This window comes from Phormidesmis priestleyi BC1401 (genome assembly GCF_001650195.1).
In the GTDB taxonomy this organism is placed as follows: domain Bacteria; phylum Cyanobacteriota; class Cyanobacteriia; order Leptolyngbyales; family Leptolyngbyaceae; genus Phormidesmis_A; species Phormidesmis_A priestleyi_B.
Genome location: NZ_LXYR01000001.1, coordinates 199,739 through 221,594, shown reverse-complemented (window position 1 = coordinate 221,594; position 21,856 = coordinate 199,739). Strand labels below are relative to the sequence as shown.

Annotated in this window: 25 protein-coding genes; 17 read left to right on the top strand and 8 right to left on the bottom strand. The window is 50.1% G+C overall.

The annotated features are described in order from the left end of the window. Position 1 precedes the first annotated feature (1 nt). From coaBC to A8707_RS01135, 3 genes are all read left to right on the top strand, one after another. Positions 2-1,225, top strand: a complete 1,224-nt coding sequence (gene coaBC / locus A8707_RS01145; protein WP_068814423.1) for a bifunctional phosphopantothenoylcysteine decarboxylase/phosphopantothenate--cysteine ligase CoaBC — start codon at positions 2-4, stop codon at positions 1,223-1,225. A gap of 11 nt (positions 1,226-1,236) precedes the next feature. Beyond that, positions 1,237-1,956 carry a DNA/RNA nuclease SfsA gene (sfsA, locus tag A8707_RS01140; protein WP_068814422.1) on the top strand — a complete coding sequence of 240 codons (720 nt, stop codon included), beginning with the start codon at positions 1,237-1,239 and terminating at the stop codon, positions 1,954-1,956. Positions 1,957-2,258: 302 nt separating this feature from the next. Beyond that, a complete protein-coding gene (locus A8707_RS01135) occupies positions 2,259-2,834 on the top strand; it encodes a M23 family metallopeptidase (RefSeq protein WP_231947884.1) in 576 nt (191 codons plus the stop codon). A gap of 41 nt (positions 2,835-2,875) precedes the next feature. Here A8707_RS01135 and A8707_RS26635 read toward each other — a convergent pair whose 3' ends face one another. Next, positions 2,876-3,031: a DUF2256 domain-containing protein gene (locus tag A8707_RS26635; protein WP_074382444.1), complete on the bottom strand. Its 156-nt coding sequence runs from the start codon at positions 3,029-3,031 to the stop codon at positions 2,876-2,878. 87 nt (positions 3,032-3,118) lie between these two features. On the opposite strand from A8707_RS26635, the gene A8707_RS01125 reads away from it, so the two are divergent. Continuing rightward, the gene (locus tag A8707_RS01125) at positions 3,119-3,880 is read left to right on the top strand and encodes an RNA methyltransferase (protein WP_068814419.1); all 762 of its coding nucleotides are present in this window, start codon (positions 3,119-3,121) and stop codon (positions 3,878-3,880) included. 172 nt (positions 3,881-4,052) lie between these two features. Continuing rightward, positions 4,053-5,585: a serine hydrolase gene (locus tag A8707_RS01120; RefSeq protein ID WP_082906173.1), complete on the top strand. Its 1,533-nt coding sequence runs from the start codon at positions 4,053-4,055 to the stop codon at positions 5,583-5,585. Between the two features lie 3 nt (positions 5,586-5,588). Here the strand turns inward: A8707_RS01120 and obgE are convergent, their stop codons facing one another. Beyond that, positions 5,589-6,620 (bottom strand): GTPase ObgE, encoded by a 1,032-nt coding sequence (gene obgE / locus A8707_RS01115; protein ID WP_068814418.1) that lies wholly within the window; start codon positions 6,618-6,620, stop codon positions 5,589-5,591. A gap of 494 nt (positions 6,621-7,114) precedes the next feature. Here obgE and A8707_RS01110 point away from each other — a divergent pair, with 494 nt between their 5' ends. The 6 genes from A8707_RS01110 (at position 7,115) to A8707_RS01085 (ending at position 11,439) form a co-directional block, all read left to right on the top strand. Beyond that, entirely contained in the window at positions 7,115-7,285 is a 171-nt protein-coding gene (locus A8707_RS01110; RefSeq protein WP_197484552.1) for a type II toxin-antitoxin system HicB family antitoxin, read from the top strand. Between the two features lie 114 nt (positions 7,286-7,399). Continuing rightward, positions 7,400-7,618: a hypothetical protein gene (locus A8707_RS01105; RefSeq protein WP_068814416.1), complete on the top strand. Its 219-nt coding sequence runs from the start codon at positions 7,400-7,402 to the stop codon at positions 7,616-7,618. After that, positions 7,615-7,884 (top strand): type II toxin-antitoxin system RelE family toxin, encoded by a 270-nt coding sequence (locus A8707_RS01100; RefSeq protein ID WP_068814415.1) that lies wholly within the window; start codon positions 7,615-7,617, stop codon positions 7,882-7,884. Before A8707_RS01105 ends, A8707_RS01100 begins: the two co-directional genes overlap by 4 nt. A 202-nt stretch (positions 7,885-8,086) precedes the next feature. Continuing rightward, a complete protein-coding gene (gene uvrB, locus A8707_RS01095) occupies positions 8,087-10,090 on the top strand; it encodes an excinuclease ABC subunit UvrB (protein WP_068814414.1) in 2,004 nt (667 codons plus the stop codon). 12 nt (positions 10,091-10,102) lie between these two features. Further along, positions 10,103-10,672 (top strand): Uma2 family endonuclease, encoded by a 570-nt coding sequence (locus A8707_RS01090; protein ID WP_068814413.1) that lies wholly within the window; start codon positions 10,103-10,105, stop codon positions 10,670-10,672. A 101-nt stretch (positions 10,673-10,773) separates the two neighbouring features. After that, positions 10,774-11,439, top strand: coding sequence for a HEAT repeat domain-containing protein (locus tag A8707_RS01085; protein ID WP_068814412.1), 666 nt, complete (start codon positions 10,774-10,776; stop codon positions 11,437-11,439). Between the two features lie 118 nt (positions 11,440-11,557). Here the strand turns inward: A8707_RS01085 and A8707_RS01080 are convergent, their stop codons facing one another. Together A8707_RS01080 and A8707_RS01075 are read right to left on the bottom strand one after the other, a co-directional pair. After that, the gene (locus tag A8707_RS01080) at positions 11,558-13,426 is read right to left on the bottom strand and encodes an ABC transporter ATP-binding protein (protein ID WP_331711659.1); all 1,869 of its coding nucleotides are present in this window, start codon (positions 13,424-13,426) and stop codon (positions 11,558-11,560) included. A gap of 124 nt (positions 13,427-13,550) precedes the next feature. Further along, complete coding sequence (locus A8707_RS01075; RefSeq protein WP_068814411.1) at positions 13,551-14,207, bottom strand: response regulator transcription factor; 657 nt, start codon at positions 14,205-14,207, stop codon at positions 13,551-13,553. Between the two features lie 299 nt (positions 14,208-14,506). On the opposite strand from A8707_RS01075, the gene A8707_RS01070 reads away from it, so the two are divergent. From A8707_RS01070 to A8707_RS01060, 3 genes are read left to right on the top strand one after another with little or no spacing between them, the layout of a single operon-like run. Further along, complete coding sequence (locus A8707_RS01070) at positions 14,507-15,457, top strand: hypothetical protein (protein WP_068814410.1); 951 nt, start codon at positions 14,507-14,509, stop codon at positions 15,455-15,457. After that, a complete protein-coding gene (locus A8707_RS01065) occupies positions 15,454-15,846 on the top strand; it encodes a hypothetical protein (protein ID WP_068814409.1) in 393 nt (130 codons plus the stop codon). Before A8707_RS01070 ends, A8707_RS01065 begins: the two co-directional genes overlap by 4 nt. Continuing rightward, positions 15,818-16,273: a hypothetical protein gene (locus tag A8707_RS01060; RefSeq protein ID WP_068814408.1), complete on the top strand. Its 456-nt coding sequence runs from the start codon at positions 15,818-15,820 to the stop codon at positions 16,271-16,273. Before A8707_RS01065 ends, A8707_RS01060 begins: the two co-directional genes overlap by 29 nt. 78 nt (positions 16,274-16,351) lie before the next feature. Here the strand turns inward: A8707_RS01060 and A8707_RS01055 are convergent, their stop codons facing one another. From A8707_RS01055 to fraC, 3 genes are read right to left on the bottom strand one after another with little or no spacing between them, the layout of a single operon-like run. Beyond that, positions 16,352-17,152: an ABC transporter permease gene (locus tag A8707_RS01055; RefSeq protein ID WP_068814407.1), complete on the bottom strand. Its 801-nt coding sequence runs from the start codon at positions 17,150-17,152 to the stop codon at positions 16,352-16,354. An 11-nt stretch (positions 17,153-17,163) separates the two neighbouring features. Continuing rightward, positions 17,164-18,165 (bottom strand): DUF5357 family protein, encoded by a 1,002-nt coding sequence (locus tag A8707_RS01050; RefSeq protein ID WP_068814406.1) that lies wholly within the window; start codon positions 18,163-18,165, stop codon positions 17,164-17,166. A 30-nt stretch (positions 18,166-18,195) separates the two neighbouring features. Next, positions 18,196-18,864 carry a filament integrity protein FraC gene (fraC, locus tag A8707_RS01045; RefSeq protein WP_082906172.1) on the bottom strand — a complete coding sequence of 223 codons (669 nt, stop codon included), beginning with the start codon at positions 18,862-18,864 and terminating at the stop codon, positions 18,196-18,198. Positions 18,865-19,096: 232 nt separating this feature from the next. Between fraC and A8707_RS01040 the strand changes: the two genes are divergently transcribed. From A8707_RS01040 to A8707_RS01030, 3 genes are all read left to right on the top strand, one after another. Continuing rightward, positions 19,097-19,579: a hypothetical protein gene (locus tag A8707_RS01040; protein WP_068814405.1), complete on the top strand. Its 483-nt coding sequence runs from the start codon at positions 19,097-19,099 to the stop codon at positions 19,577-19,579. A gap of 40 nt (positions 19,580-19,619) precedes the next feature. Continuing rightward, complete coding sequence (locus A8707_RS01035) at positions 19,620-20,000, top strand: cupin domain-containing protein (RefSeq protein ID WP_197484551.1); 381 nt, start codon at positions 19,620-19,622, stop codon at positions 19,998-20,000. A gap of 119 nt (positions 20,001-20,119) precedes the next feature. Beyond that, entirely contained in the window at positions 20,120-21,250 is a 1,131-nt protein-coding gene (locus tag A8707_RS01030; RefSeq protein ID WP_068814404.1) for a cob(I)yrinic acid a,c-diamide adenosyltransferase, read from the top strand. A gap of 23 nt (positions 21,251-21,273) precedes the next feature. Here the strand turns inward: A8707_RS01030 and A8707_RS01025 are convergent, their stop codons facing one another. Continuing rightward, positions 21,274-21,789 carry a zinc ribbon domain-containing protein gene (locus A8707_RS01025; protein ID WP_068814490.1) on the bottom strand — a complete coding sequence of 172 codons (516 nt, stop codon included), beginning with the start codon at positions 21,787-21,789 and terminating at the stop codon, positions 21,274-21,276. Between the last annotated feature and the right edge of the window lie 67 nt (positions 21,790-21,856).

Genomic DNA, 21,856 nt, shown 5'->3' with positions numbered 1-21,856 from the left:
TGTGCAGGGTAGACGCGTTTTGATCGGGGTAGGCGGCGGCATCGCTGCCTACAAAGTCTGTGCGGTTGTCTCGACGCTGGCAAAAGATGGGGCAGAGGTGCAGGTGATTTTGACTAACTCTGCCAAAGCGTTTGTGACTCCGTTGACGTTTGCCACGCTCAGTCGCCATTCTGCTCACACAGACGATTCTTTTTGGCAACCGACGCACGATCGTCCGCTTCACATTGCGCTGGGTGAATGGGCAGAAGTCTTTGTGATTGCGCCCCTCACTGCTAACACGTTGGCAAAGTTAACCTACGGTATGGCAGATAATCTGCTGACTAACACCGTTTTGGCTTCGACGTGCCCCGTGCTGCTTGCCCCCGCGATGAACACCGATATGTGGCAGCAGCAGAGTGTGCAGCGCAATTGGCGACAGATTCAGACCGATTTTCGCTATCACGTTGCCAATCCGGGGGAGGGCGTTTTGGCGTGCGATCGCGTCGGCACCGGGCGGATGGCAGAACCCGAAGAACTGTTGCCCCAAATCTATTCGCTGCTGCACACTCAGGGCAAGCAGGATTTGACTGGAAAGCGAGTCTTAATCAGCGCTGGAGGCACACGAGAATTTCTCGATCCGGTGCGCTTTATCGGCAATCCTTCAACAGGCAAAATGGGGGTGGCATTGGCGCAGGCGGCTTTGCATCGCGGGGCGATCGTGACGTTGGTTCATGCTCCGATCGAGGCGCATCTACTGGCTCCGCTTCGCAACATTCGTCTGATCTCAACAACGAGCGCGTTTGAGATGCAGCAAGCCATGCGTGAATGTCTCCCGGATGCAGATTGGATTGTGATGGCGGCGGCGGTTGCGGATGTTAAACCTGCTGCTTACAGTGCCGAAAAACTCTCTAAACGAGAATTGCCTGATCGCCTGTCGCTTTCTCAAGTGCCCGATATCGTGGCAGAGTTGTCAACGCTCAAACATCCTCATCAGCGACTAATCGGGTTTGCGGCTCAATCGGGAGACATCATCACGCCCGCCTTAGAGAAATTGCAGCGCAAAGGATTGGACGCGATCGTGGCAAATCCGATCGACCAACCCGACAGCGGGTTTGGGGTAGACACGAATCAGGCAGTGTTTTTGGATCGATCGGGTCGTCAAGTCCATAGTCCGCTGGGCAGCAAGTTGCAAATGGCGCATCAGTTGATAGACTTTGTACAAGAAATTCCGCCAGAGGATGTCTGAGAAATTCATCTATGTCCCTGATTTATCAATATCCTCCGCTCTATTCGGGCATTTTGCTCAAGCGCTACAAACGATTTTTTGCCGATATTGAGCTGGCATCAGGAGAGGTGATCACGGCTCACTGCCCCAACACCGGACCGATGACGGGACTTTATCTTCCTGGTCAGCCTGTGCGGGTGTCTCGCAGCGATAGCCCGACGCGCAAACTTCCTTACACCTGGGAAATGATTGAGGTGAATGACAATGGTTATCCGGTTTGGGTGGGGGTGAACACGGCATTGCCCAACCGAGTTGTCAAGCTGGCTCTTGAGAAAAATCTGTTTCCAGAATTGGGCAGTTATCACGATATTCGAGGTGAAGTTGCTTACGGACAGGAGAAAAGCCGCATCGACTTTCTGTTAATGGACGATCGCGATCGTTCCATTTACGTCGAGGTCAAAAGCACTACTTGGACGAATCAGACGATCGCCGTATTTCCCGACACCGTAACCACACGCGGACAAAAACATCTGCGAGAACTGATGTCTCTGTTGCCCCAGTCAAGAGCGGTGATGCTGTATTTTATCAATCGTGGTGACTGTGACCAATTTGCGCCCGGAGACGGTGCCGATCCGGTCTATGGTCAGTTATTGCGAGAGGCGATCGCCCTTGGTTTAGAGGTGTTGCCCTGCCGTTTTGACATAACTCCGATCGGAATTTCTTATCTAGGTCTCGCTAAATTAGCCTTCTAGAAGACTGGTCTCCGCATATTTCCATAGCCAGACCTTAAAGATTCAGTAAAGTCTCCGTGATTTGCCAACTACCTTGAGAAAGAGGTGAGGGTAAAATTCCAGGACGCACCAAGATTTTTGTGCTTAAATGAGCCTTGGTCACAGCAGCCAAGCCAAACCCTGGATTGGGATGCCCGATCGCTTAATCTCCCCTAACAACCCTCTCAAGGAGCGAAGGAATGCAGCAAGCCCTGAAATCATTCATGATCCGACTCAGATCCGCCTTCAAAAAATACCTGGTTCTACTCGTAGGATTGGGCTTTGTGACCGCTCTCTTACTCGGATGGAGTCAAGGCAACGCAACTGCTTTAGAACCTGGATCAACTCAAGCAGCCGTCGCGCGCGCGTGGCAAGGTGCATCCTTCCCCGTCGAAAATTTTCAGGGCTATACGTCTCCGTTTGGCTATCGACAATCGCCCGATGGAGCCGTCAATCAAGAGTTTCACCGAGGGTTAGATATGGCAGCCCCCGAAGGCAGCTATATTCGCAGTTGGTGGACAGGCAAAGTAGTTGAAGTCTCTGACAACACCGCTTGCGGCACCTCGATCGTGATCCAATCCGGTGACTGGGAGCACGTCTATTGCCACATGAATGGTCGTGTCGAAACCGATGGCAATGGCAAATATCTAAGCGATCGCACGGGTGGCATTCAAATTTGGCAAGGACAGATGGTTCCTGCGGGTGCTCGAATTGGTCGTGTTGGCATGACCGGACGCACGACTGGACCTCATTTACACTGGGGTTTGAAATATGCTCGTCAGTTAGTTGATCCTGCAATGGTGCTTAGGGCGATGTATGCCGAGCAAAAAGGCTCACAGTCGGTATCGAGCTTGCCTTAAAATCCACCAGGTCTAGAAAGGGGCATGGTTTTGATGTGTCCCTATTCTTTTGCATTAGAGCGGCGACGGCGGCACCGTTCTGAGCAATATTTCACCTCGTCCCAGTTTTTCTCCCATTTTTTGCGCCAGGTGAACGGCAACCCGCAAACCGGGCACACTTTTGTCGGTAAATCAGACTTAGCGCGATCGCGTCCCATAGTTGAGAGAATGTTGAAACGTGTTGAGCTTTCTAAATTAGAACGCAAAATTAAAGCGCCTGTCAGAATTCCTCGAACTTCTCTGCCATGACTGAATCTGCCCTCGATCGAGTCCGCATTATTTTAGTAGAGCCAGCCGGGGCGCTGAATGTTGGCTCGATCGCCCGCATTATGAAAAACATGGGGCTATATCATCTGATTTTGGTGAATCCTCAATGCGATCCCCGATCAGCAGAGGCGCGACAAATGGCAGTCCATGCCAATGACGTGTTAGCAGCCGCGCAAGTTGCGAAGACGCTGCCAGATGCGCTGAGAGGATGTCACCGAGCGATCGCCACTACGGTCAGAACTCGATCGCTGGATATGCCTCTTGAACATCCCAGAGATGCCTTGCCTTGGCTATTAGAAGATTTTCAAACAGACGGACAAACTGCCCTGATCTTCGGAGCCGAAGAACGGGGACTCAGCAACGAGGAACTCAAGTTTGCTCAACGGTTCGTCTATATTCCGTCTAGCCCGATTTATCCATCGTTAAATTTGGCGCAGGCAGTCGCAATCTGCTGTTATGAACTGTCTCAAGCACTTGACAGCGAGAGGTCAGAAGTCCGATCTTTTGCACCCGATACCCAAACCTTGAACCCTGCACCTTTAGACGAAATTGAAGCCTATTGTCAACATCTTGAACGACTCTTGCTCAAAATCGGCTATCTTCACCCTCACACCGCCAACAGCCGCATGGAGAAATTTAGACGGCTCCTCAATCGCGCTTACCCATCAGCCCCCGAAGTCGCTTTATTGAGAGGCATCTTACGTCAGGGCGAGTGGGCACTTAACCAAAGAGACGAGTAGTGGGGTAATCTTCTGACTCCTACTAAACAATTTGCCTAACTCAATGTAAAATCCCTACATCCAGCGGCAAAGTCTTCTTCCAGATTGGTTGTCCTACAGCGGTAAAGGGCACCTGTAATAACCGTTCAAAACTCGTCCATTCAATCACGTTCATCAACAGGGAGCTATCTCAATGTGGGAATCTGGCAACGACCCAACTCTGCCGTCTGAGGACAGTTCTTCAACTCATCAGCAAGATGCGTCTATGCGTTTTGTGCCAGTTCCTCGCTCTGTCAAAGCGTCTCGTCAACGTCCCGCAGACGGTCGATCGCGCAAACCAGAAATGCCTTCACGAGGTCGAAAGCCACCTGTTTCTCCGGCTCCCAACGGGCAGAAAGCTGGCTCCCGCGCTCCACGCCCACCCTTAAAGTTCGACGAAAAACTAGGTAGCGGAGAGCGCCTGAAAGACCTGCGCGATCGCCGCCGCAACGGGGCAAGTTCTCCTGCTGAAAGCCGCCGTCTTAAGCCCGTCCCTAACCCCACAGCGGCAAATACAAATCGACGCCGCCGCAAGCCTCGCAAGGTTTCTATGCTGTCTGCTGGCACGGTCAGCACTCCGCCCCGTCCTCGTACTCGATCGGGCACTGCTCTAGTCTACGGCACTCGCCTACTGATTTTGGGAGTCGGCTTGGGAGTTCTCGCCGGAACCATTCTGTCGGCTTGGGACCCCGCTCGTTACTTTGCAGCCGGAGCTTCTCAGTCAGACAAGACTGAACAAACTGCAACCGTTCCGGCAACTCCTTTAGAACAGGCATCGGCACTGACTCTAGGGCAAGAAATTTTGCCTTTGAAGAACGACATTCAAACTTTAGTGGCTCAACAGCCCCAACTGAACTCTAGTGTGATGCTCGTCGATTTAGATACAAATGCGTTTCTCAACATCAATGCCTCGGTTGCCTTGCCCTGTGCTAGCACGATTAAACTTCCAGTCTTAGTGGCGTTTTTTCAAGATGTGGATGCGGGCAAGATTCATCTTGATGAACTGCTGACAATGCGCCCTGATCTAATCGCCACCGAGTCTGGTGAGATGCAATATCAGCCCCCCGGAACCCAATTCACCGCATTAGAAACGGCGACTAAAATGATCACCGTCAGCGATAACACTGCAACCAATATGCTGATCGATCGCTTAGGCGGCAAAGATGTCTTGACTCAGCGCTTTCAGTCGTGGGGCTTGACCAGCACCGCTATTCGCAACCCATTACCGGATATCGCAGGCACTAATACTAGCAGTTCGCAAGATCTGGTCACGGCATTAGGGCTAGTCACGAATGGCAAACTTATGTCTCTACGATCGCGCGATCGTCTGTTAGACATCATGCGTCGCACCGCCAATTCATCGCTGCTGCCAACTGGCTTGGGTGAAGGAGCGACGATCGCCCACAAAACGGGCAGCATTGGCACTCTAATCGGAGATGTCGGCGTGGTTGATATGCCTAGCGGTAAGCGTTATCTGATTGGGGCACTGGTCAAGCGCCCGCGTGATGATGAGCGCGCTGAAGAGTTGATTCGCAAGGTGTCTCGTCTCACCTATCAATATTTCAGTCAACCTGTTCCGCCTCAAGGGGCTACCAATCCGAGTCAGCCAACCCAACCCCCTGTGCCTTCTGGAACGACTCCACAAGGCAGTTCACCGTTGGGAACGAGAGTGGCTCAACCGAACTAGCGCTCAAACCAAGATAGCTTGCTCAACCTCCTCGGCTGCCTTCATCGCGTCTAGCTGTTGCCAAATTTGATTGAGCAATGGCTCTAACCCTGCGCGGGTGACGGCAGAGATTATAAAGACTGGGGAACTTGTGAGGGTCTGGAGTTGAGCCACGATCGCACCCAAGTCTCGATCGACATCCACAGCATCGGTTTTGTTGAGGGCGATGATTTGAGGACGATCGGGCAAGCCGCGCCCATAGGCGTGCAGTTCTTGAGTGATGGTGTGATAGTCCGCGATCGGGTCTTCGGCGGTGGCATCGACTAGGTGCAGCAGCAAGCGAGTCCGTTCGATGTGCCGCAAAAAGTCGTGTCCTAACCCTAAGCCAGTGTGTGCCCCTTCAATCAATCCAGGAATGTCAGCAAACACGGTGCCGTCTCCGGTGGGTTTGCGAACCACGCCCAAGTTGGGGATCAGCGTCGTAAACGGATAGTCGGCAATTTTGGGACGAGCCGCTGACAGTGCCGAAATCAGCGTCGATTTTCCGGCGTTGGGTAAGCCGATTATTCCCACTTCTGCCAGCAATTTGAGTTCTAATCGCAGAAACCGACCTTCGCCTTCTTGACCGGGCAAGGCTCGTTCGGGAGCGCGATTATGATTGCTGAGGAAGCAGTGGTTTCCGGCACCGCCCCGACCGCCTTTGGCAACGCAAAATGTTTGACCGTTTTCGGTGAGATCGCCGATCGGTTCGTCGGTCTGAGTGTCGTAGATGACGGTGCCACAGGGAACTTCAATAATCAAATCGTCGGCTGATGCGCCCGTCCGTTTATTGTTTCCGCCTTTCTGTCCGTTTTCTGCTTTATAAAGACGGTTGTAGCGGAAGTCTAGCAAGGTTTGCAGGTCTTCACTCACTTGGAGGATTACAGACCCGCCTCTGCCGCCGTTTCCGCCTGATGGTCCACCTGCGGGGACATATTTCTCGCGTCTAAAGCCGATGATGCCATCGCCTCCGTCACCCGCCTGAACCTGAATTTCTGCCTGATCGATGAATTGCATAACCCTATCTGAAGCCCTCTGCTGTGATCTTAGATGCCTAAGCTCGTCTTGTGGTTAGCTCAGAGAAACTTAGGGAACAACCATTATAAGGTGAAACTCTGAATTGTTTTTAGTTCGGGGCTTGTGGACGTAGGGCGAACGCATACGTTTCTTAATATCTCAATAAGGCGAGATATGAGGCAATTTATTACGAATATTCTCATCAACAAGTGCTTGTTGAGAATGTCTGCCTTCACTTTAGTGTTACCGAAGTCTAGATTCGCTAGATATAGCGTGTTGAGAAATGTATGCGTTCGCCCTACTATTGGGTCTCTTCTGCGTGGTTCGCTTTATAGTACATCTGTACTAACTCTCGTCTATAGCCTCAGGTCGAAAGTCAACTAGACAGGTTTGAGGACGTAGATTTTGAAATGCCCGTGCTGTTCTCCTGCTCAAAGTAAAAATATTGAATGAGAGCGATCGACGTAACTGAATTTCTCGTAAGCGATACCCTGATGAAAATCAAGGTACTTATTTGGCAAGAAGATGATGTATGGTGCGCCTCTGTCTCTGCTCTTCCGGGATGTCACACTTGGGGGGAGAGTTATGAGCATTTATTAGAGATGCTTGAAGATGCGATCGGAGGTTGGTTAGAAGTTGCAAGTGAGCGAGAAGCATTTAGTTGAGCTATTTCTATGAAAGCTGTTTCTAGAAAGATGCTGTACAGAATCGTAGAGCATCATAATGGCTGAGACAAAAAGCATAATGAAGAAAGCTGACCTTACTTGAGTGGTGTAGTCATGACCGAATTACTTGAACGAGCGATCGCCCGACTAAAAACTTTGCCGACCAAAGAGCAAGATGCGATCGCCACCCTGATCATGGAAGAACTCGAAGAGGATCAGCAGTGGGACGAGTCCTTTGCGCGTTCCCCAGATTTGTTGGCTAAACTTGCTGCCGAGGCAATGGCTGAGCATCGTGCAGGCAAAACTCAGGACTTAGATCCAGAGACATTGTGAAATCTCGAACCACTGCTCAATTTCGTAAAATGGTTGCTGCCTTACCGGAGCAGGTTCAAGACCAGACCCGCAAAGCGTATCGGCAATTCAAGCAAGATCCCAATTATCCCAGCTTGCGATTTAAGAAAGTTCATCCCAAGTTGCCAATTTACTCTGTACGAATCAACAGAGACTACCGAGCAGTCGGTCAGTTAGATGATGGCACAGTGATTTGGTTCTGGGTTGGTTCTCATGCAGAATACAGTGTGTTGCTTGGTCAACTGTAGGAACATCACTAGCCGATTCCAGTTACGGGACGCGCATTTAGACAGAAGTTGAGTTTGAGAATTGGCAGCGATCGTATCCAAAAACTCCACCCAGCGATCAACTCCCTAAGATCGTTACACTAGAGAAAATTAGGTTGCCTGACTCTCAGCGACTAGACAAGAGTTTGAGCCAAAATCAACAAATCTGGACTTCTATCTAGACATGGCAGACTTTCACATTCAAGCCCCGTTTGAACCGACAGGCGACCAACCCAGCGCGATCGCCACTCTCGTTAAAAGCATCGAAGCCGGAACTCAATATCAAACTCTACGCGGCGCAACGGGAACCGGAAAAACTCACACGATCGCGCGTGTAATCGAAAATTTGGGTAGACCGACGTTAGTATTGGCGCACAACAAAACTCTGGCAGCCCAGCTTTGCAATGAGTTGCGCGAATTCTTCCCGGACAACGCGGTTGAATATTTCATCAGTTATTACGACTACTATCAGCCAGAGGCATACATTCCCGTTAGCGATACGTTTATTGAGAAGACGGCTTCGATCAACGACGAAATTGATATGCTGCGGCACTCGGCGACCCGATCGCTGTTTGAGCGCAAAGATGTGATTGTCGTTGCCTCGATTAGCTGCATCTACGGATTAGGAATTCCGAGTGAATATTTGAATGCGGCGATTCCGCTGCGGATGGGCGAGGAGGTCAATCAGCGTCAGATCTTGCGAGATTTGGTGTCGGTGCAATATAGCCGCAATGATCTCGATTTGGGTCGGGGGAAATTCCGAGTCAAAGGCGATGTGTTGGAGATTGGACCTGCTTACGAAGATCGGATTATTCGCGTCGAGTTCTTTGGCGATGAAATCGATGCAATTCGCTATATCGATCCAGTGACGGGGGCAACTCTGCAAAGCATGGAAGCGGTGAATATTTATCCCGCTCGTCACTTTGTCACACCAGAAGATCGACTCGAATCGGCGTGTGATGCGATCGACGCTGAACTCAAAGAACGCCTAGAGGAACTCGAAAAAGACGGAAAATTGCTCGAAGCGCAACGCCTTGACCAACGCACGAGATATGACTTAGAAGTGCTGCGAGAAGTCGGTTTCTGCAATGGCGTTGAAAACTATTCTCGTCACTTAGCAGGACGTTCGGCAGGAGACTCACCGGAATGCTTAATCGATTACTTTCCTAAAGATTGGCTGCTGGTGATTGACGAATCTCACGTCACGTTGCCCCAAATCAGAGCGATGTATAACGGCGACCAATCGCGCAAAAAGGTGCTGATTGATCACGGCTTTCGGTTGCCGAGTGCGGCAGACAATCGCCCTCTCAAAAATGAAGAGTTTTGGCAGAAGGTAAATCAGTGTATTTTTGTGTCTGCTACCCCTGGAGAGTGGGAAGTTAAGCTTTCTGAAGATCACATCGCCGAGCAGGTGATTCGACCGACAGGTGTTCTCGATCCCGAAATCTTTGTCCGCCCGACTCAGGGACAGGTGGACGATTTGTTCGGCGAAATTCAAGAGCGGATTCCCAAAAATGAGCGGGTTTTGGTGACGACTCTGACCAAGCGCATGGCAGAAGATTTGACCGAATATTTTCAAGAACGGGGCATCAGAGTTCGCTATTTGCACTCGGAGATCAACTCGATCGAGCGCATCGAAATCCTTCAAGATTTACGAGAAGGTCTGTTTGACGTGCTGATCGGCGTTAACCTGCTGCGAGAAGGTCTCGACTTACCCGAAGTGTCGCTCGTCGCGATTTTGGATGCTGATAAAGAAGGCTTCTTGAGATCAGAACGATCGCTGATTCAAACGATCGGACGGGCGGCGCGTCACGTTGATGGTCAGGCGATTCTCTACGGCGATAATCTGACCGACAGCATGGCGAGAGCGATTAAAGTGACTAAGGAGCGTCGCGCCGTTCAGCAAGAACACAACGAGAAAAACGGGATTATTCCCTATTCGATCATCAAGCGATCGGGCAATTCAATTCTGTCTTTCTTAGAAGTCTCGCGCCGGCTCAACGCGCAGGAACTCGATCAAGTCTATGAAAAAGCAGACGAAATTCCGCTCGAAAATATTCCAAACCTGATCGTTCAACTCGAAGCGCAGATGAAAGAATCTGCCAAAAACATGGAGTTTGAAGAGGCTGCAAAATATCGAGACAAGATTAAACATCTTCGGGACAAAATGCTGGGGCGGCGCAGCTAACAGAGGTGAAATATGAACGAGATCGCACTCAAAATTCCTCGACTAACCTTGACAGAATTTGTCGAACTCTGTCACGTCAACCAAAATTTGCGGCTAGAAATGACTGCGACCGGAGAGGTAATCATCATGCCCCCCACTTATTCTTGGACGGGGAAGCAAAACTCCGGTCTGACGGCTCAACTTTGGAACTGGAACGATCGCACCAACTCAGGCATTGTGTTTGACTCGTCTACAGGGTTCACTCTGCCGAATGGAGCGGTACGATCGCCCGATGCTGCCTGGGTCAGCACCGCTCAATGGGAGAACCTTACTGACGAGCAAAAGCACGAGGAATTCTCGCCGTTAGCCCCTGCGTTTGTAGTGGAATTGCGGTCTATCAGTGACTCGATCGAGAAACTTCGAGAAAAAATGCAGGAATACCTCAACAATGGCGTTCTTCTAGGCTGGCTGCTTGACTCTAAAACCAAGCGAGTAGAAATTTATCGCTCAGGTGAGGCTGTAGAACAATTAGAAGCTCCGACTGCGCTATCCGGTGAAACCATACTGCCAGGTTTTGTGCTGAATTTGCAGAAGGTGTGGTGACATAGTACTTACACCCAACGGTTAGACGGAAATCACTCCCTTGATAGGAATCGGTGTGATTGTCTACAATATAATCAGAAATATAAAGATTTGTGAAAAATATGAATTCTAACCTGGAGCAAATTTCGAGCCAATTGGATAGCGAAAGCTCTCGCGATCGCATGATAGCGCTGGCTTCTCTACGAAACGTTTCCGCCGAAGACGCGGTGCCGTTGATTAAGAAAGTGCTGAACGACGAGAGCCTCCAAATTCGCTCAATGGCAGTCTTTGCGCTAGGAATCAAGCCTACTGAGGAGTGCTATTCCATTCTGGTCAGAATTTTAGAAACTGAGAAAGATTATGGCATTCGTGCCGATGCCGCAGGTGCTCTTGGCTATCTCGAAGATATCCGAGCGTTTGAGCCATTGGTCAGAGCCTTTTATGAAGACACCGACTGGCTGGTGCGGTTTAGCGCGGCTGTGGCGTTGGGCAATCTCAAAGATCCCCGTGCCAGAGATGTGTTAGTTCGAGCGCTTGACAGTGAAGAAGTCGTCGTGCAGCAGGCAGCGATCGCGGCTCTTGGCGAAATCAAAGCCGTGGATGCGGTCGATCAAATTCTGCGGTTTGCTCAATCTGAAGACTGGTTAGTGCGTCAACGTCTCGCCGAAGCGTTGGGTCATCTGCCTAGTGAGAAGAGCATTGCCGCTCTGAAATACTTAGAGAAAGATTCAAATTCTAATGTCAGCCAGTCTGCTACTTTTTCCCTTCAAAAGCTAACGGACGTTTAAATTCAATTCATTCATGAATGCGATCGAGCATAAGGTTACCAATCCCCGTAGAGACGTTTCGGTGGAACGTCTTCGCGCCATTTTGAAATAACGCACGATCGCTCAACCGCATCATTCATTAAGCAAGCAATTCTCCAGTTTCTTGCAACGAGTGCAATCGCTGGTAGATGCCACCTTGATGCACCAACTCCTCGTGACTCCCGACCTCGACAATGCTGCCCTGATCCAACACAACGATTTTGTCCGCTTCTCGAATCGTGCTGAGACGGTGAGCAATAATCACCAGCGTGCGAGTGCCGAGAATCGATCGCATCGCCACTTGAATCGATCGCTCCGATTCATAATCTAAACTCGACGTAGCTTCGTCAAAGATCAGCACATCGGGGTCAACAATCAGCGCACGAGCGATGCCAAGTCGCTGTCGCTGTCCGCCTGACAATCGGACTCCTCGCTCACCGACGATCGTCGAATATCCCATCGGCATTTGACGAATAAACTCATCTGCCTGGGCAATGCGACAGGCTTCGCGCACCTGATCAGGGCTGGCGTTGGGGTTGCCATACACGAGATTATCCAAAAGAGTGCCATTGAAGACATCGACTTCTTGATGCACGATCGCTAGTCGTTTTCGATAGCCCGTCACATCCAATCGGCGAATATCTTGACCGTCGATTAGCACCGATCCCTGATTGGGTTCAAAATAGCGAAACAGCAGTTTGACTAACGTAGATTTGCCGGAACCCGATCGACCAACCAGCGCGATCGTCTGATACGGTTCGATCAATAAGTTGATGTCTTTCAGCACCGGGCGCTCTGAGTCATAGCCAAAGGTGAGGTGAGAAAACTCGACTTTTCCGGTGAACTGGTAAGTCGGAACCGCTTCAGGATTTTTGGCAAGTGTGCTGGCATCGGTGCCCACCGGAAGCTGCATAAACTCGTGGAAGCGAATCATCGACGCATAGCGACGGGCAAACACTTCGGCGAGTTGAGTAATCGGCTCTACTTCGGCATACGCCATGCTGGAGATCGTTAGCGTTGTGATGAAGTGTCCTAGCGAGATTTTGCCTTGAACCGTTGCCATTACCGTCAGCGCCAACACGAGGAAAACGCAGGATTGCACGATCGAGCGCTCCCACATTCCCAACTGCACGTAGCCTAAGTGAATGCGATAATCAAGCACTTTAAACTCGCGATCGAGCCGTTGTCTTTGCCGTTTTAACTCCGATGTCTCGGTTGCAAATGCCTTCACCGTTTTGATGTTGGTGATAATCTCAGAATTGCGGCTCTCGGTGTCTTCCATATATTTGTCGAGCCGCGCCTCTTGATCAGAGAGTCGTTTTAACCCTGTGAGGCTAAAGCTGACAATGCAGGCGAATGAAATCAACAGCAGTAGGGCAATGCGCCAATCGATGAACCAAATCACAACAAAAATGCCAACGACGCGAAAAAACTTCGGCAACAGTTGCCCCGTGATTTCTGGATAGGTCCAGGTATGGTTAGAAATGCCTTTTGCAACTCTGGCAGCAATTCGCCCAGAATTATTCTCGTCATAGAATTCTAACGGCAGCGTCAACACTTTCTCTAACGCTTTTTCAGCGTGGTCTCGTCGAGCGCGAAAGGCGGTGTCCCACTGAAACCAGGCACCTAGCCAGGGTTGGATCGGAGCGCGTCCGACTGAGACGAGACACACGAGAATCAGCAAGACTGCGAGAGACAGCATTTTATCGGCTGCAAACCCGGTTACCTGCGAGGCGGTAGTAATGATGGCTTGAACGGGACGATCGACTTCCTGCCCTGACAAGACGTTGAGAATCTGACCCACCGCATAAGGGACAAATAAATCAATAATCTCGAAGAGACTGACCATCGCAATGCTGAAAACTGAAACCTTCCAATAATTGCGGAAGTAATAAATGATGCTTAAAAACTGAGTCATAAATCCCCCTGACGATCGACTGACATCGCGCAGCGTGCTCGCAATATTCATCACTACATATGCTACACTATACTACAAACAAATTCAGTAAGGGCAAGCAAATATAGAGAGACTGCCTTGCTTCTAGAGGGGTGTCCCTGTTCTAAATTTTGGGCTGACTAGAGGAAACTCTCAGCTAATTCACTAGATGATGCTCCATCGTAAACCGGACTAACTCGGCTCGATTGCTCGTGTCTGTTTTTCTGAGCAAACTGCTGACGTGTTTCTCGACTGTGCGCGGGCTTAGGTGCAGCTTGTGTCCAATTTGGTTGTTAGACAGCCCCTCGCTTAAAAAATACAGCACTTCTTTTTCACGACCTGTAAAGTCCATCACGATCATCGGCGCGTAGATCGATGCTTGAGCAGGGGCTTCATTGACTTCGCCTGCCTGCACCCGCGATCGCCATTCTGACTCGATCATCTGCGATCGTTCTAGCAGATTGCGAACGACTGCCCCTAGCTCTGACAGCTCAAACGGCTTTGCTAAATAAATATCGCAGCCAAGCTGATAGCCCAAAACCCGCTCTCTGGGGTCAGTGCGTCCGGTGAGAAAGACGACGGGCAATAGACGCAAAGAGGGTCGCCGTCGAACCTGTCTAACCAACTCATAGCCATCCATTTGGGGCATTGTGATGTCTGTCACGATCAGATGAGGCTGATATGCCTCGACCATCCTAAGCGCCTCCTTGCCATTCTCAGCCGAAAGAATAGAATAGCCAGAAGCTTCAAGATAGTCGCCTATCAAGAGTCGTGTGCTCAGGTCGTCGTCCGCAACAAGGATGGTCAGTGGCATTAGAAAACCCGTCGATTGCAAACCTAATCACTAGAGTAGATCAAGTTCGCATTGATAGAACCAAGAGAAGTTAATGAGTATTTATGCTTAAACAGCGTTTGTGAGCTATCAAACTTTTCTAATTATTTTAACTCTACTCAGGGCGATCATCTTGTCTTAAAAATAAATTGAATGAAGTGAAGCCTTTTTAGACTCTGCGATCGTTTACAGTCCTTGACGTGATATGTTAGTACGTGGATACTATAAATAGTACCATTATACTATATCAATCGTTGAATCCGCTAGCCTAAGGAGCCAACATGAGAGAACTGAAATCAGAAAGCCAATTGATTCAGCCTGATCAGATCGAGCTTGATGGTCATCCCTCTCGCTCCTCTAAATCAAAAAAGCACGCCGTTGATCTTGATCGAGCCGAGAGCGATCGTTCTCTTGCCGATGCTGCACCCGAAGCTGTGCAAGAAGTTACTCCCACCCGCAAGCGTCGAGCCGCCACCGCTAAGACTAAGCCACAAACCACCGTTCAAGCTAAACCGATCGCGTCGACTCAAGTCAAGCTAACCTGGGAGCCAACTCAGCCGTCGATCGTGGCGCGATTTCAGCGATTAGAGCAAGAGTTACGGCAGTTAAAAACTCAGGCAGACCAGATTAATCAACAGTCGATCGGCATTCAGTCAGAGATGCAAGAACTGCGGACGATCGCTCACGCCGCTCATCCACTGTGTCTGGCTGAGGCAACGGTGAAGCAGACTGTCCCATCTCCTGTTCTCGACATCCCGCCATTTTTGCTCGATCGTCGTCCATTTCAACCGGAGGCTATGGCAGAGTCTTTATCTGAAGAGACTAAAATTCCATCGGCTCATCGCCAAAACCCTCCATCCGTAGCGCAACCTAGCCCTTCAGACATCCCTAGATTTTCGACCTCTCCCTGTCCTAGAGTGGCGGTGGCTCCGCGTCGTCGCACACTTCGCTATTATTGGAGGCGACTTCAGCCCCGACTGCAACTGCCGCAGACGCGAGGAGCGATCGCGATCGATGCCGTAATCTGGACGGTTGCTGCCGCGGGGCTACACCTTGGGCTAAAGTTTTTGGTGGGACATTTGCCTTTCCTGGGGTTGCCGATTTCGCTCTTGCTGTTTGTTCCGGCTGTGTTAGCGGGCTATCTGGCGTTTTGTGTGCCTAAGTCGAGTCCCGTTTTCATCTATCGGCTGCTGCTGATTACGCTAGGGCTATTGCTCGGAGGAAAACTATGACGCATCTCAACCTGTCAAGACGCTTTAACCGCAAGCAGCTATTAGCAGGCGGAGCCATTTTGCTATCGTTAGGACTGTTTGTTGATTTGAGAGGGTTGCCTTCTTTGGGTGCAAAAGCCGTTGCCGAACCCTGCCCATCAGCGCCACCTTCTCAGGGGCAACTGTCTAAACAGCAGGTTGCAAAACTGCTGACCGTCGCGGAAGGCGATCAGAAAGATAAAATCCGGGAAATTGTGCGTGAGCCTTCGTGTAAGTTGCCGAATTTGCAGGTGCGATCGGGGTCAATGGCTGAACGAGAAGTCTATACTCTAGGGTTTGAGACGCAAACGTGGATTGTGGTTCTCTATGAGGGTAATCAGTATGCAGGGTATAAGTTCTGGTTTCGCTAGCGCAGGGCTGATACTCCTTCTGCTCGGTGGATGTCAGTCTCAAACGTCAGAACCAACCCCGATCGACATTCAGCTTTTTCAAAAATGGGAACTGCAACCTGGCGACACGATCGCGGGTTATAGAGTCACGGGCGGATTAGGAGACATCTCGATCGCGCTCAAAGGCAGTTCTGCGTACGCCCCGTTTGATGGAGAAGCGCAAATCGATCAGCGCGGCTGCGTGTTCTTCTCAACGGCAGAAATTCCCGCCTATAAGTTTCGGCTGTGCGGGTTAAATTCTCCTAAACTAGGAACCTTGCGTCAAGGCGACCCGATCGGCAGTGGCGACACCCTACAATTTGCTGCCCTTCGCAAACAGCCCGACGGCAAGTGGGCGATCGTAGAACCTGCCAAAAGCATTTTGGAACGAACGTTAAAAACATCCTGACCCGATGCCCCGTAGAGACGTTTCTCTGGAACGTCTCTACGACGATTCCGCTATGACCCAATCGATCGCATTAGGATCTTAAAATTCGCGAGTCGAGAAAATAAGCGACGCGATCGTCAACACTAAAACTATATAAACCAACGCGTAGAGCGCATTGCCAATCAGCACATCTGCATTGGGAATTAAATGATAGGCAGCTTGATTCTTCAAATCGAGTCGGGCGAGATCGGGCAGCACGAGATAAAGTCCTCGCGTGACCGACTCGATCGAAGGATTTTTCGCCAACTTGCCCAACGTGACTAAATCGCGACTGAGCTGCCCCATAAAATAAACAGCAAACGTAAACAGAATCGCTAACAGAGAACTGGTGAAAACGCCAAACCCGATCGCCACTGCCGTGATCAGCGATAGCTGCAAAAACAAAAAGCTAGAAGAAATTAAAATATCCCGCAACGAGAAAGGGACTTGATAGAACAACAGAATGAGGATCGCGATCGCGGTCATCGCCGCCACCAGCACCGCCAACACCGCAGACAGTCCCCAGTGTTTGCCGATGATAAACTCGGTGCGGCTGACGGGTTTGGCGATCAAGACAAAGACGGTGCGCTTCTCGATTTCTTTGTTGACTAACCCAGTTCCGACAAAGACGGCAATCACCAAACCCAACACACTCATCGTTGCCAAACTCAGATCGAGCAGAATTTTTTTCTCAGTGGTGGCGGCGATTTCGGGCAAGAGTCGTCCGGCTAACATCAGTGCCAGCGCATAAAATCCGATCAGATAAAGGATACGATCGCGGATCACTTCTCGAAAAACATTGGTAGCGATCGTTCCTACTCTACCGAGGGTGCCGCCGATGCTAACTACGGTTTGGGTCATTACTCATCTCTTTAAGTTTGCGTTTGCGGAGGAATCGGTCGAGGCTGACTCGGTGCCTCACATTTGACTGTGCCCAACCGAGGCGATGGAGCGGACGATCCAGGGTCAACAGTGGCAGGGGGACCTAGTTTTCGACCTTGGGAAATCTGACACGCCTTAGTGATGTAATAGCCTTCTGTTCTGGCGCTCGGTCCCTGCCAGATGGCTTGCAGTTCTAAAGTGTATTGGCTGTCAGGCAACACCCGCCCTCGCAGATCCCACAGGTTATTTTCAGACGATCGCGGCATCTGCTTTTGCGCGTCAGCAGCGAGTCTGGGTATTTCTTGATTCAACTGTTCTGGAGAAAGCCAGCGCTCTACGTCTGCCCAGGGCTTGCCTTCTAATCGAGTTTTCAAGCTTTGTTCGGCGGCATTTAATAAAGTGATGCCGCCCGTGTTTGATGTGTTTTCGGGATATAGCTCCACTACAAAGGCACTGCGGCTAAAGTCATCCGATCGAATAGTCGGATAGGCGATCAGCCAGTCTTGCAGCAAGAAATGCAGTTGAAACCAGCAGCTAATGATTAAGTTGCTCAAGAGCATCAACACGATGTCTTGACGATCGTCCGGCTTTGGAACGGTGTAGGTCGGCGTTTTCTTGTCAGGGTCACCTTTAATAAAGCGACGGGTTGACCAGATCAGGGCTGAAACAGGAGGCCAACTAATAAAAGAAGCCGGAGTCGGCGCACCGTTCCAACTGCCAAAGAGCCAGAGACACATGATCGCTCCAACGATCCAGGGTCCGATAAACAGCCCATTAAACGTCAGCTTTTTCTTGACGATCGGGTCATAGGTAAACCACCAAATCCCGATCACTAAAAACAGCCAGCCAAGGTTAGCAATAATGATCTGAATGGGCGAGTTGGTGATGCCTGCCACAATCACCGAAAACACGCTCAGGCTGATAAATGTCTGCCAAGATGCCCAGCCAGGAGCCTTTAAGCGTTTCCGAATTTGGTCAAGAATGGTGATCATGATGCCGATCGAAAAGGACTAGACAATGAATCAGGAGTTGCCAAGAGCCTGATCAAACAAGAGGCGAACCCCAATCAGCAGGGTGATGGCGCTAAAGCTAATTGCGTTTGCCCACAAAACCGCTAAGGGGCGATTGGGCACATCTGCAAAGGCGGCGCGCCGTCCGTGTTTTCCCTGAAACTTTGCGGTGGCTCTGGCTTCGGTCTCTGCATCTTTTTTGATGCTCAACAGCAGCTCTAGCCAGGTGATGCCTTCAAGTTTGACTAAAAATGTGGCGATAAAGCTAACAAACGCGAGTCCGATTAAAAGCGGGGGATTGGTGGTGAGATCAAAAAAGATGTAGCTGATTAGCTGCGATCGCCACTCATCTGACAACAGTGGCTCGGCAATAAAGAAGAGCATCCAGCCGATCACGGTTGACAGCAGATTGGTGGTCGCTGCAAACTGAATGCTCGTTTTGCGTCCGATTTCTAAACGGTTTCGCAACACCATCGACTCTAGGGCGATCGCCGTCACCAAAAACAAAAGTTGAAACAGAATCGCTCGCAGCGGCAAAACATCAAAAGAAGCCATGATCAAAAGAAGAGAAGGACGATCGCTCTGATCTTCGCAAAGCAAATCAGCACCGTGATCACAGACGATTTTACGGGTTGTCGGCTCATTTGCACACAAAGTTTGAGAAAAGAGATAATTTTTCAATATGGCTTAGCTTAAGTGTGAACTGTCCTTGCCATTGATTCCCCTTGCTAGCCAATTGGAGCACTATGCCCTATTATCCCGTATAGTTCTCGGTAAGAGTGTAGCCGACAGTCACGCACTGATGCCTACGATACAGTCAGCGTGAGATTGTTGATGAAATGATATTTTGAATTTTGTGAAGTATTTTCTGCTGTTTAGCTTCAAATAGTTGTCTCGATAGTCAAAAAATCACATGGACTCTCAGGTTATTGCTGCAATCATCACAGGAGCATTTGGACTGCTAAGTGGCATTGCTGTCGCGAAAGCTGATTCTATTCAGCTTAATTTTTTGAGTAAAGGTCGCAAGCTTAAAAAGAACTGGCACGGCTTTACACAACGGGTTGCTGCTGAAAATGGAAAGTGCAACCTTAAAAACCAAAATAAATGTACCATGTGCCTTCGGCAGAGAGGGCGAAGAATTAGTGGTGAAATTCAGTCTGAGGTCGAGGATTCACAAGGTAAGGTAAAGACATTTCGGTACTTAATTAAAGATGGAGTTTTGGAGGGAGATTATTTTTTCTGTAATTTAGTATCTAAAGATGAAGATGTACATCGCATAAGAAAACATCTTTTTTATGTGCATACTTCGGGAGAACGTCTGCAAGGTGTTTTTGTGGGTAGCCGTGCATCAGCAGAGAGAATCATACTTGGTTTTTGTGATATGCAAAGCGATTGAATCTTGTTGAACTGACGTTGTTGTAAGTGGTAACCCAAAGATGAGTGTGACTCGGATATTTAACAGTTCTGACTTTTTCCAGCCAACCGACGGAGAGCCGATTCGCTCAGTGGTGACGGAATCTAGAGATGCGACCATAGTCGCTTGGTATATCAAGCCTAATCAAGAAATCCCGGCGCATATTCATCCTCACGGGCAAGATACCTGGACTATTTTGAGCGGAACTGGAGACTATTATCTAGACAAATCAGGCAAGACGCAGCCGATCGTTGCCGGAGATGTGGTGATCGCTTCGATCGGGCGGGTTCACGGTGTAGTCAACACGGGTGAGGAGCCATTGATTTTTATTTCCGTCGTGGCACCTGCCGAGGCGGGGTATCAGCTTGTGTCACTAGACCCTGGACTTGTACCTCGTTCTTGACTACCCCTAAGCACGTTTTGTAATTTGACCGCTACATATAGCGTCGATTGCCTATTTACCTGCTAACCTAACAGGGTCAACTTCGCTAAACTAAGACTGCACGCAGGACACAAACGGCTATGACCAGAACGGGCATTGGCATTCGGACGGCTCAAGCGCGATCGGAGCGGATGATTGGGCAGATTCACGTCTACGATGGTGCTGGAAAAGGAAAATCTCAGGCGGCTCTGGGGGTGGTGCTGCGATCGATCGGTCTGGGCATTCACAACTTTTCTCAAACCCGTGTGCTTCTGCTGCGGTTTCTCAAAGGACCCGGACGCACCTATGACGAAGATGCGGCGATTCAGGCACTTCAGCGCGGGTTTCCTCACTTGATCGATCAGGTTCGCACGGGCAGAGCCGAACATTTTGGGGCAGACGAGATTACCAAGTTCGATCGCCAAGAAGCTCAGCGCGGATGGGATGTGGCAAAAGGCGCGATCGCGTCGGGTCTCTATTCTGTCGTGGTGATGGATGAACTGAATCCTGTACTAGATTTGGGACTGTTGCCGATCGATGAAGTGGTGAGCACTCTCAAGCGCAAGCCTGACCACATGGAGATTATTGCGACGGGTCGCGGTGCGCCTCAAGGCTTGATTGACATTGCCGATCTGCATTCAGAAATGCGACCGCTCTATCACCCAATGGCAAAACAGGGCATCGCTGGCATCGAAATCTATGCGGGGTCTGGCAAAGGCAAATCGACGAGCGCGTTGGGCAAAGCTCTGCAAGCGATCGGAAAGGGCATCGGACAAGACAAATCGCATCGAGTTCTGATTATGCAGTGGCTCAAAGGCGGGGCGGGCTATACCGAAGATGCGGCGATCGCGGCTCTGCGTCAGATTTATCCCAGTTTGGTCGATCATCAGAGATCGGGTCGCGATGCGATCGTTTGGCGCGGTCAACAGCAAGAACTCGATTATGTCGAGGCAGAGCGCGCTTGGGAAATTGCACGAGCCGCGATCGCGTCAGGACTTTATAAAACGATTATTTTGGATGAACTCAATCCGACAGTAGATTTAGAGCTGCTGCCCGAAGAACCGATCGTGCAGGCATTGCTCCGCAAACCTCGCGACACTGAAATTATTATTACGGGACGGTGTAAAAATCCGCTTGCCTATTTTGATCTGGCGACCGTTCACTCTGAGATGATCTGTCACAAACACTATGCGGAAAAGGGCATCGACCTCAAGCGCGGGGTGGACTATTAAAGGTTTGTAGCGTACTTCAACCTTCAGTCGGCTAGTTTTGTGCCGCAGTGAGAGCAGAAACGATCGCTCTCTCGCACTGACTCTCCGCACTGAGCACAAAAGCGATGAGTCGATTGGGCATCGGGTGCGCCCATTTTCATGTGCATTGTGCCCATCTTCATTTCCATCGGCTGCATCTGCATATCGCCCATCTGCATCGGCTTCATCGGCTCTATGGGCTTAAATGACGAGGCGATCGACTCGGTTGACTGAAGTGGCAATACGTCTGCATCTGTCAGGTCAGGTGAGGTATTCAGCATCCCGATGCGCTGGGCTTGCAGACTGAGGAAGGATTGCTTTTGGGCAGAGTCAATTCTCAAAATAATCTCGGTAGCAGTGCGAAATACTTTGGGCGGCGATCGCCAGTTGCCCGTCTCAAAATTGCTCTGCTGACTTTGCTGCTGTCGATCGCTGCCACTCGTCAACCTCACAACCGTTTGCGTTCCTCGATTTTCGAGATAGAGCCGCTGTCCGGTTTCTAAATCACACTGGTAAGCCATAATCATGTCCTGGGTTCTCTATAGTTTGTTCTACCAATCAGACGCGACGAGTCACTCGATCGCTATA

Bases quoted from the DNA above. Each gene is read 5' to 3' on its own strand.
- sfsA (WP_068814422.1), top strand. From the start codon at position 1,237: ATGTCCCTGATTTATCAATATCCTCCGCTCTATTCGGGCATTTTGCTC.
- A8707_RS26635 (WP_074382444.1), bottom strand. From the start codon at position 3,031: ATGGGACGCGATCGCGCTAAGTCTGATTTACCGACAAAAGTGTGCCCG.
- A8707_RS01125 (WP_068814419.1), top strand. From the start codon at position 3,119: ATGACTGAATCTGCCCTCGATCGAGTCCGCATTATTTTAGTAGAGCCA.
- A8707_RS01120 (WP_082906173.1), top strand. From the start codon at position 4,053: ATGTGGGAATCTGGCAACGACCCAACTCTGCCGTCTGAGGACAGTTCT.
- obgE (WP_068814418.1), bottom strand. From the start codon at position 6,620: ATGCAATTCATCGATCAGGCAGAAATTCAGGTTCAGGCGGGTGACGGA.
- A8707_RS01110 (WP_197484552.1), top strand. From the start codon at position 7,115: ATGAAAATCAAGGTACTTATTTGGCAAGAAGATGATGTATGGTGCGCC.
- A8707_RS01105 (WP_068814416.1), top strand. From the start codon at position 7,400: ATGACCGAATTACTTGAACGAGCGATCGCCCGACTAAAAACTTTGCCG.
- uvrB (WP_068814414.1), top strand. From the start codon at position 8,087: ATGGCAGACTTTCACATTCAAGCCCCGTTTGAACCGACAGGCGACCAA.
- A8707_RS01090 (WP_068814413.1), top strand. From the start codon at position 10,103: ATGAACGAGATCGCACTCAAAATTCCTCGACTAACCTTGACAGAATTT.
- A8707_RS01085 (WP_068814412.1), top strand. From the start codon at position 10,774: ATGAATTCTAACCTGGAGCAAATTTCGAGCCAATTGGATAGCGAAAGC.
- A8707_RS01080 (WP_331711659.1), bottom strand. From the start codon at position 13,426: ATGAATATTGCGAGCACGCTGCGCGATGTCAGTCGATCGTCAGGGGGA.
- A8707_RS01075 (WP_068814411.1), bottom strand. From the start codon at position 14,207: ATGCCACTGACCATCCTTGTTGCGGACGACGACCTGAGCACACGACTC.
- A8707_RS01070 (WP_068814410.1), top strand. From the start codon at position 14,507: ATGAGAGAACTGAAATCAGAAAGCCAATTGATTCAGCCTGATCAGATC.
- A8707_RS01065 (WP_068814409.1), top strand. From the start codon at position 15,454: ATGACGCATCTCAACCTGTCAAGACGCTTTAACCGCAAGCAGCTATTA.
- A8707_RS01060 (WP_068814408.1), top strand. From the start codon at position 15,818: ATGCAGGGTATAAGTTCTGGTTTCGCTAGCGCAGGGCTGATACTCCTT.
- A8707_RS01055 (WP_068814407.1), bottom strand. From the start codon at position 17,152: ATGACCCAAACCGTAGTTAGCATCGGCGGCACCCTCGGTAGAGTAGGA.
- A8707_RS01050 (WP_068814406.1), bottom strand. From the start codon at position 18,165: ATGATCACCATTCTTGACCAAATTCGGAAACGCTTAAAGGCTCCTGGC.
- A8707_RS01040 (WP_068814405.1), top strand. From the start codon at position 19,097: ATGGACTCTCAGGTTATTGCTGCAATCATCACAGGAGCATTTGGACTG.
- A8707_RS01035 (WP_197484551.1), top strand. From the start codon at position 19,620: ATGAGTGTGACTCGGATATTTAACAGTTCTGACTTTTTCCAGCCAACC.
- A8707_RS01030 (WP_068814404.1), top strand. From the start codon at position 20,120: ATGACCAGAACGGGCATTGGCATTCGGACGGCTCAAGCGCGATCGGAG.
- A8707_RS01025 (WP_068814490.1), bottom strand. From the start codon at position 21,789: ATGGCTTACCAGTGTGATTTAGAAACCGGACAGCGGCTCTATCTCGAA.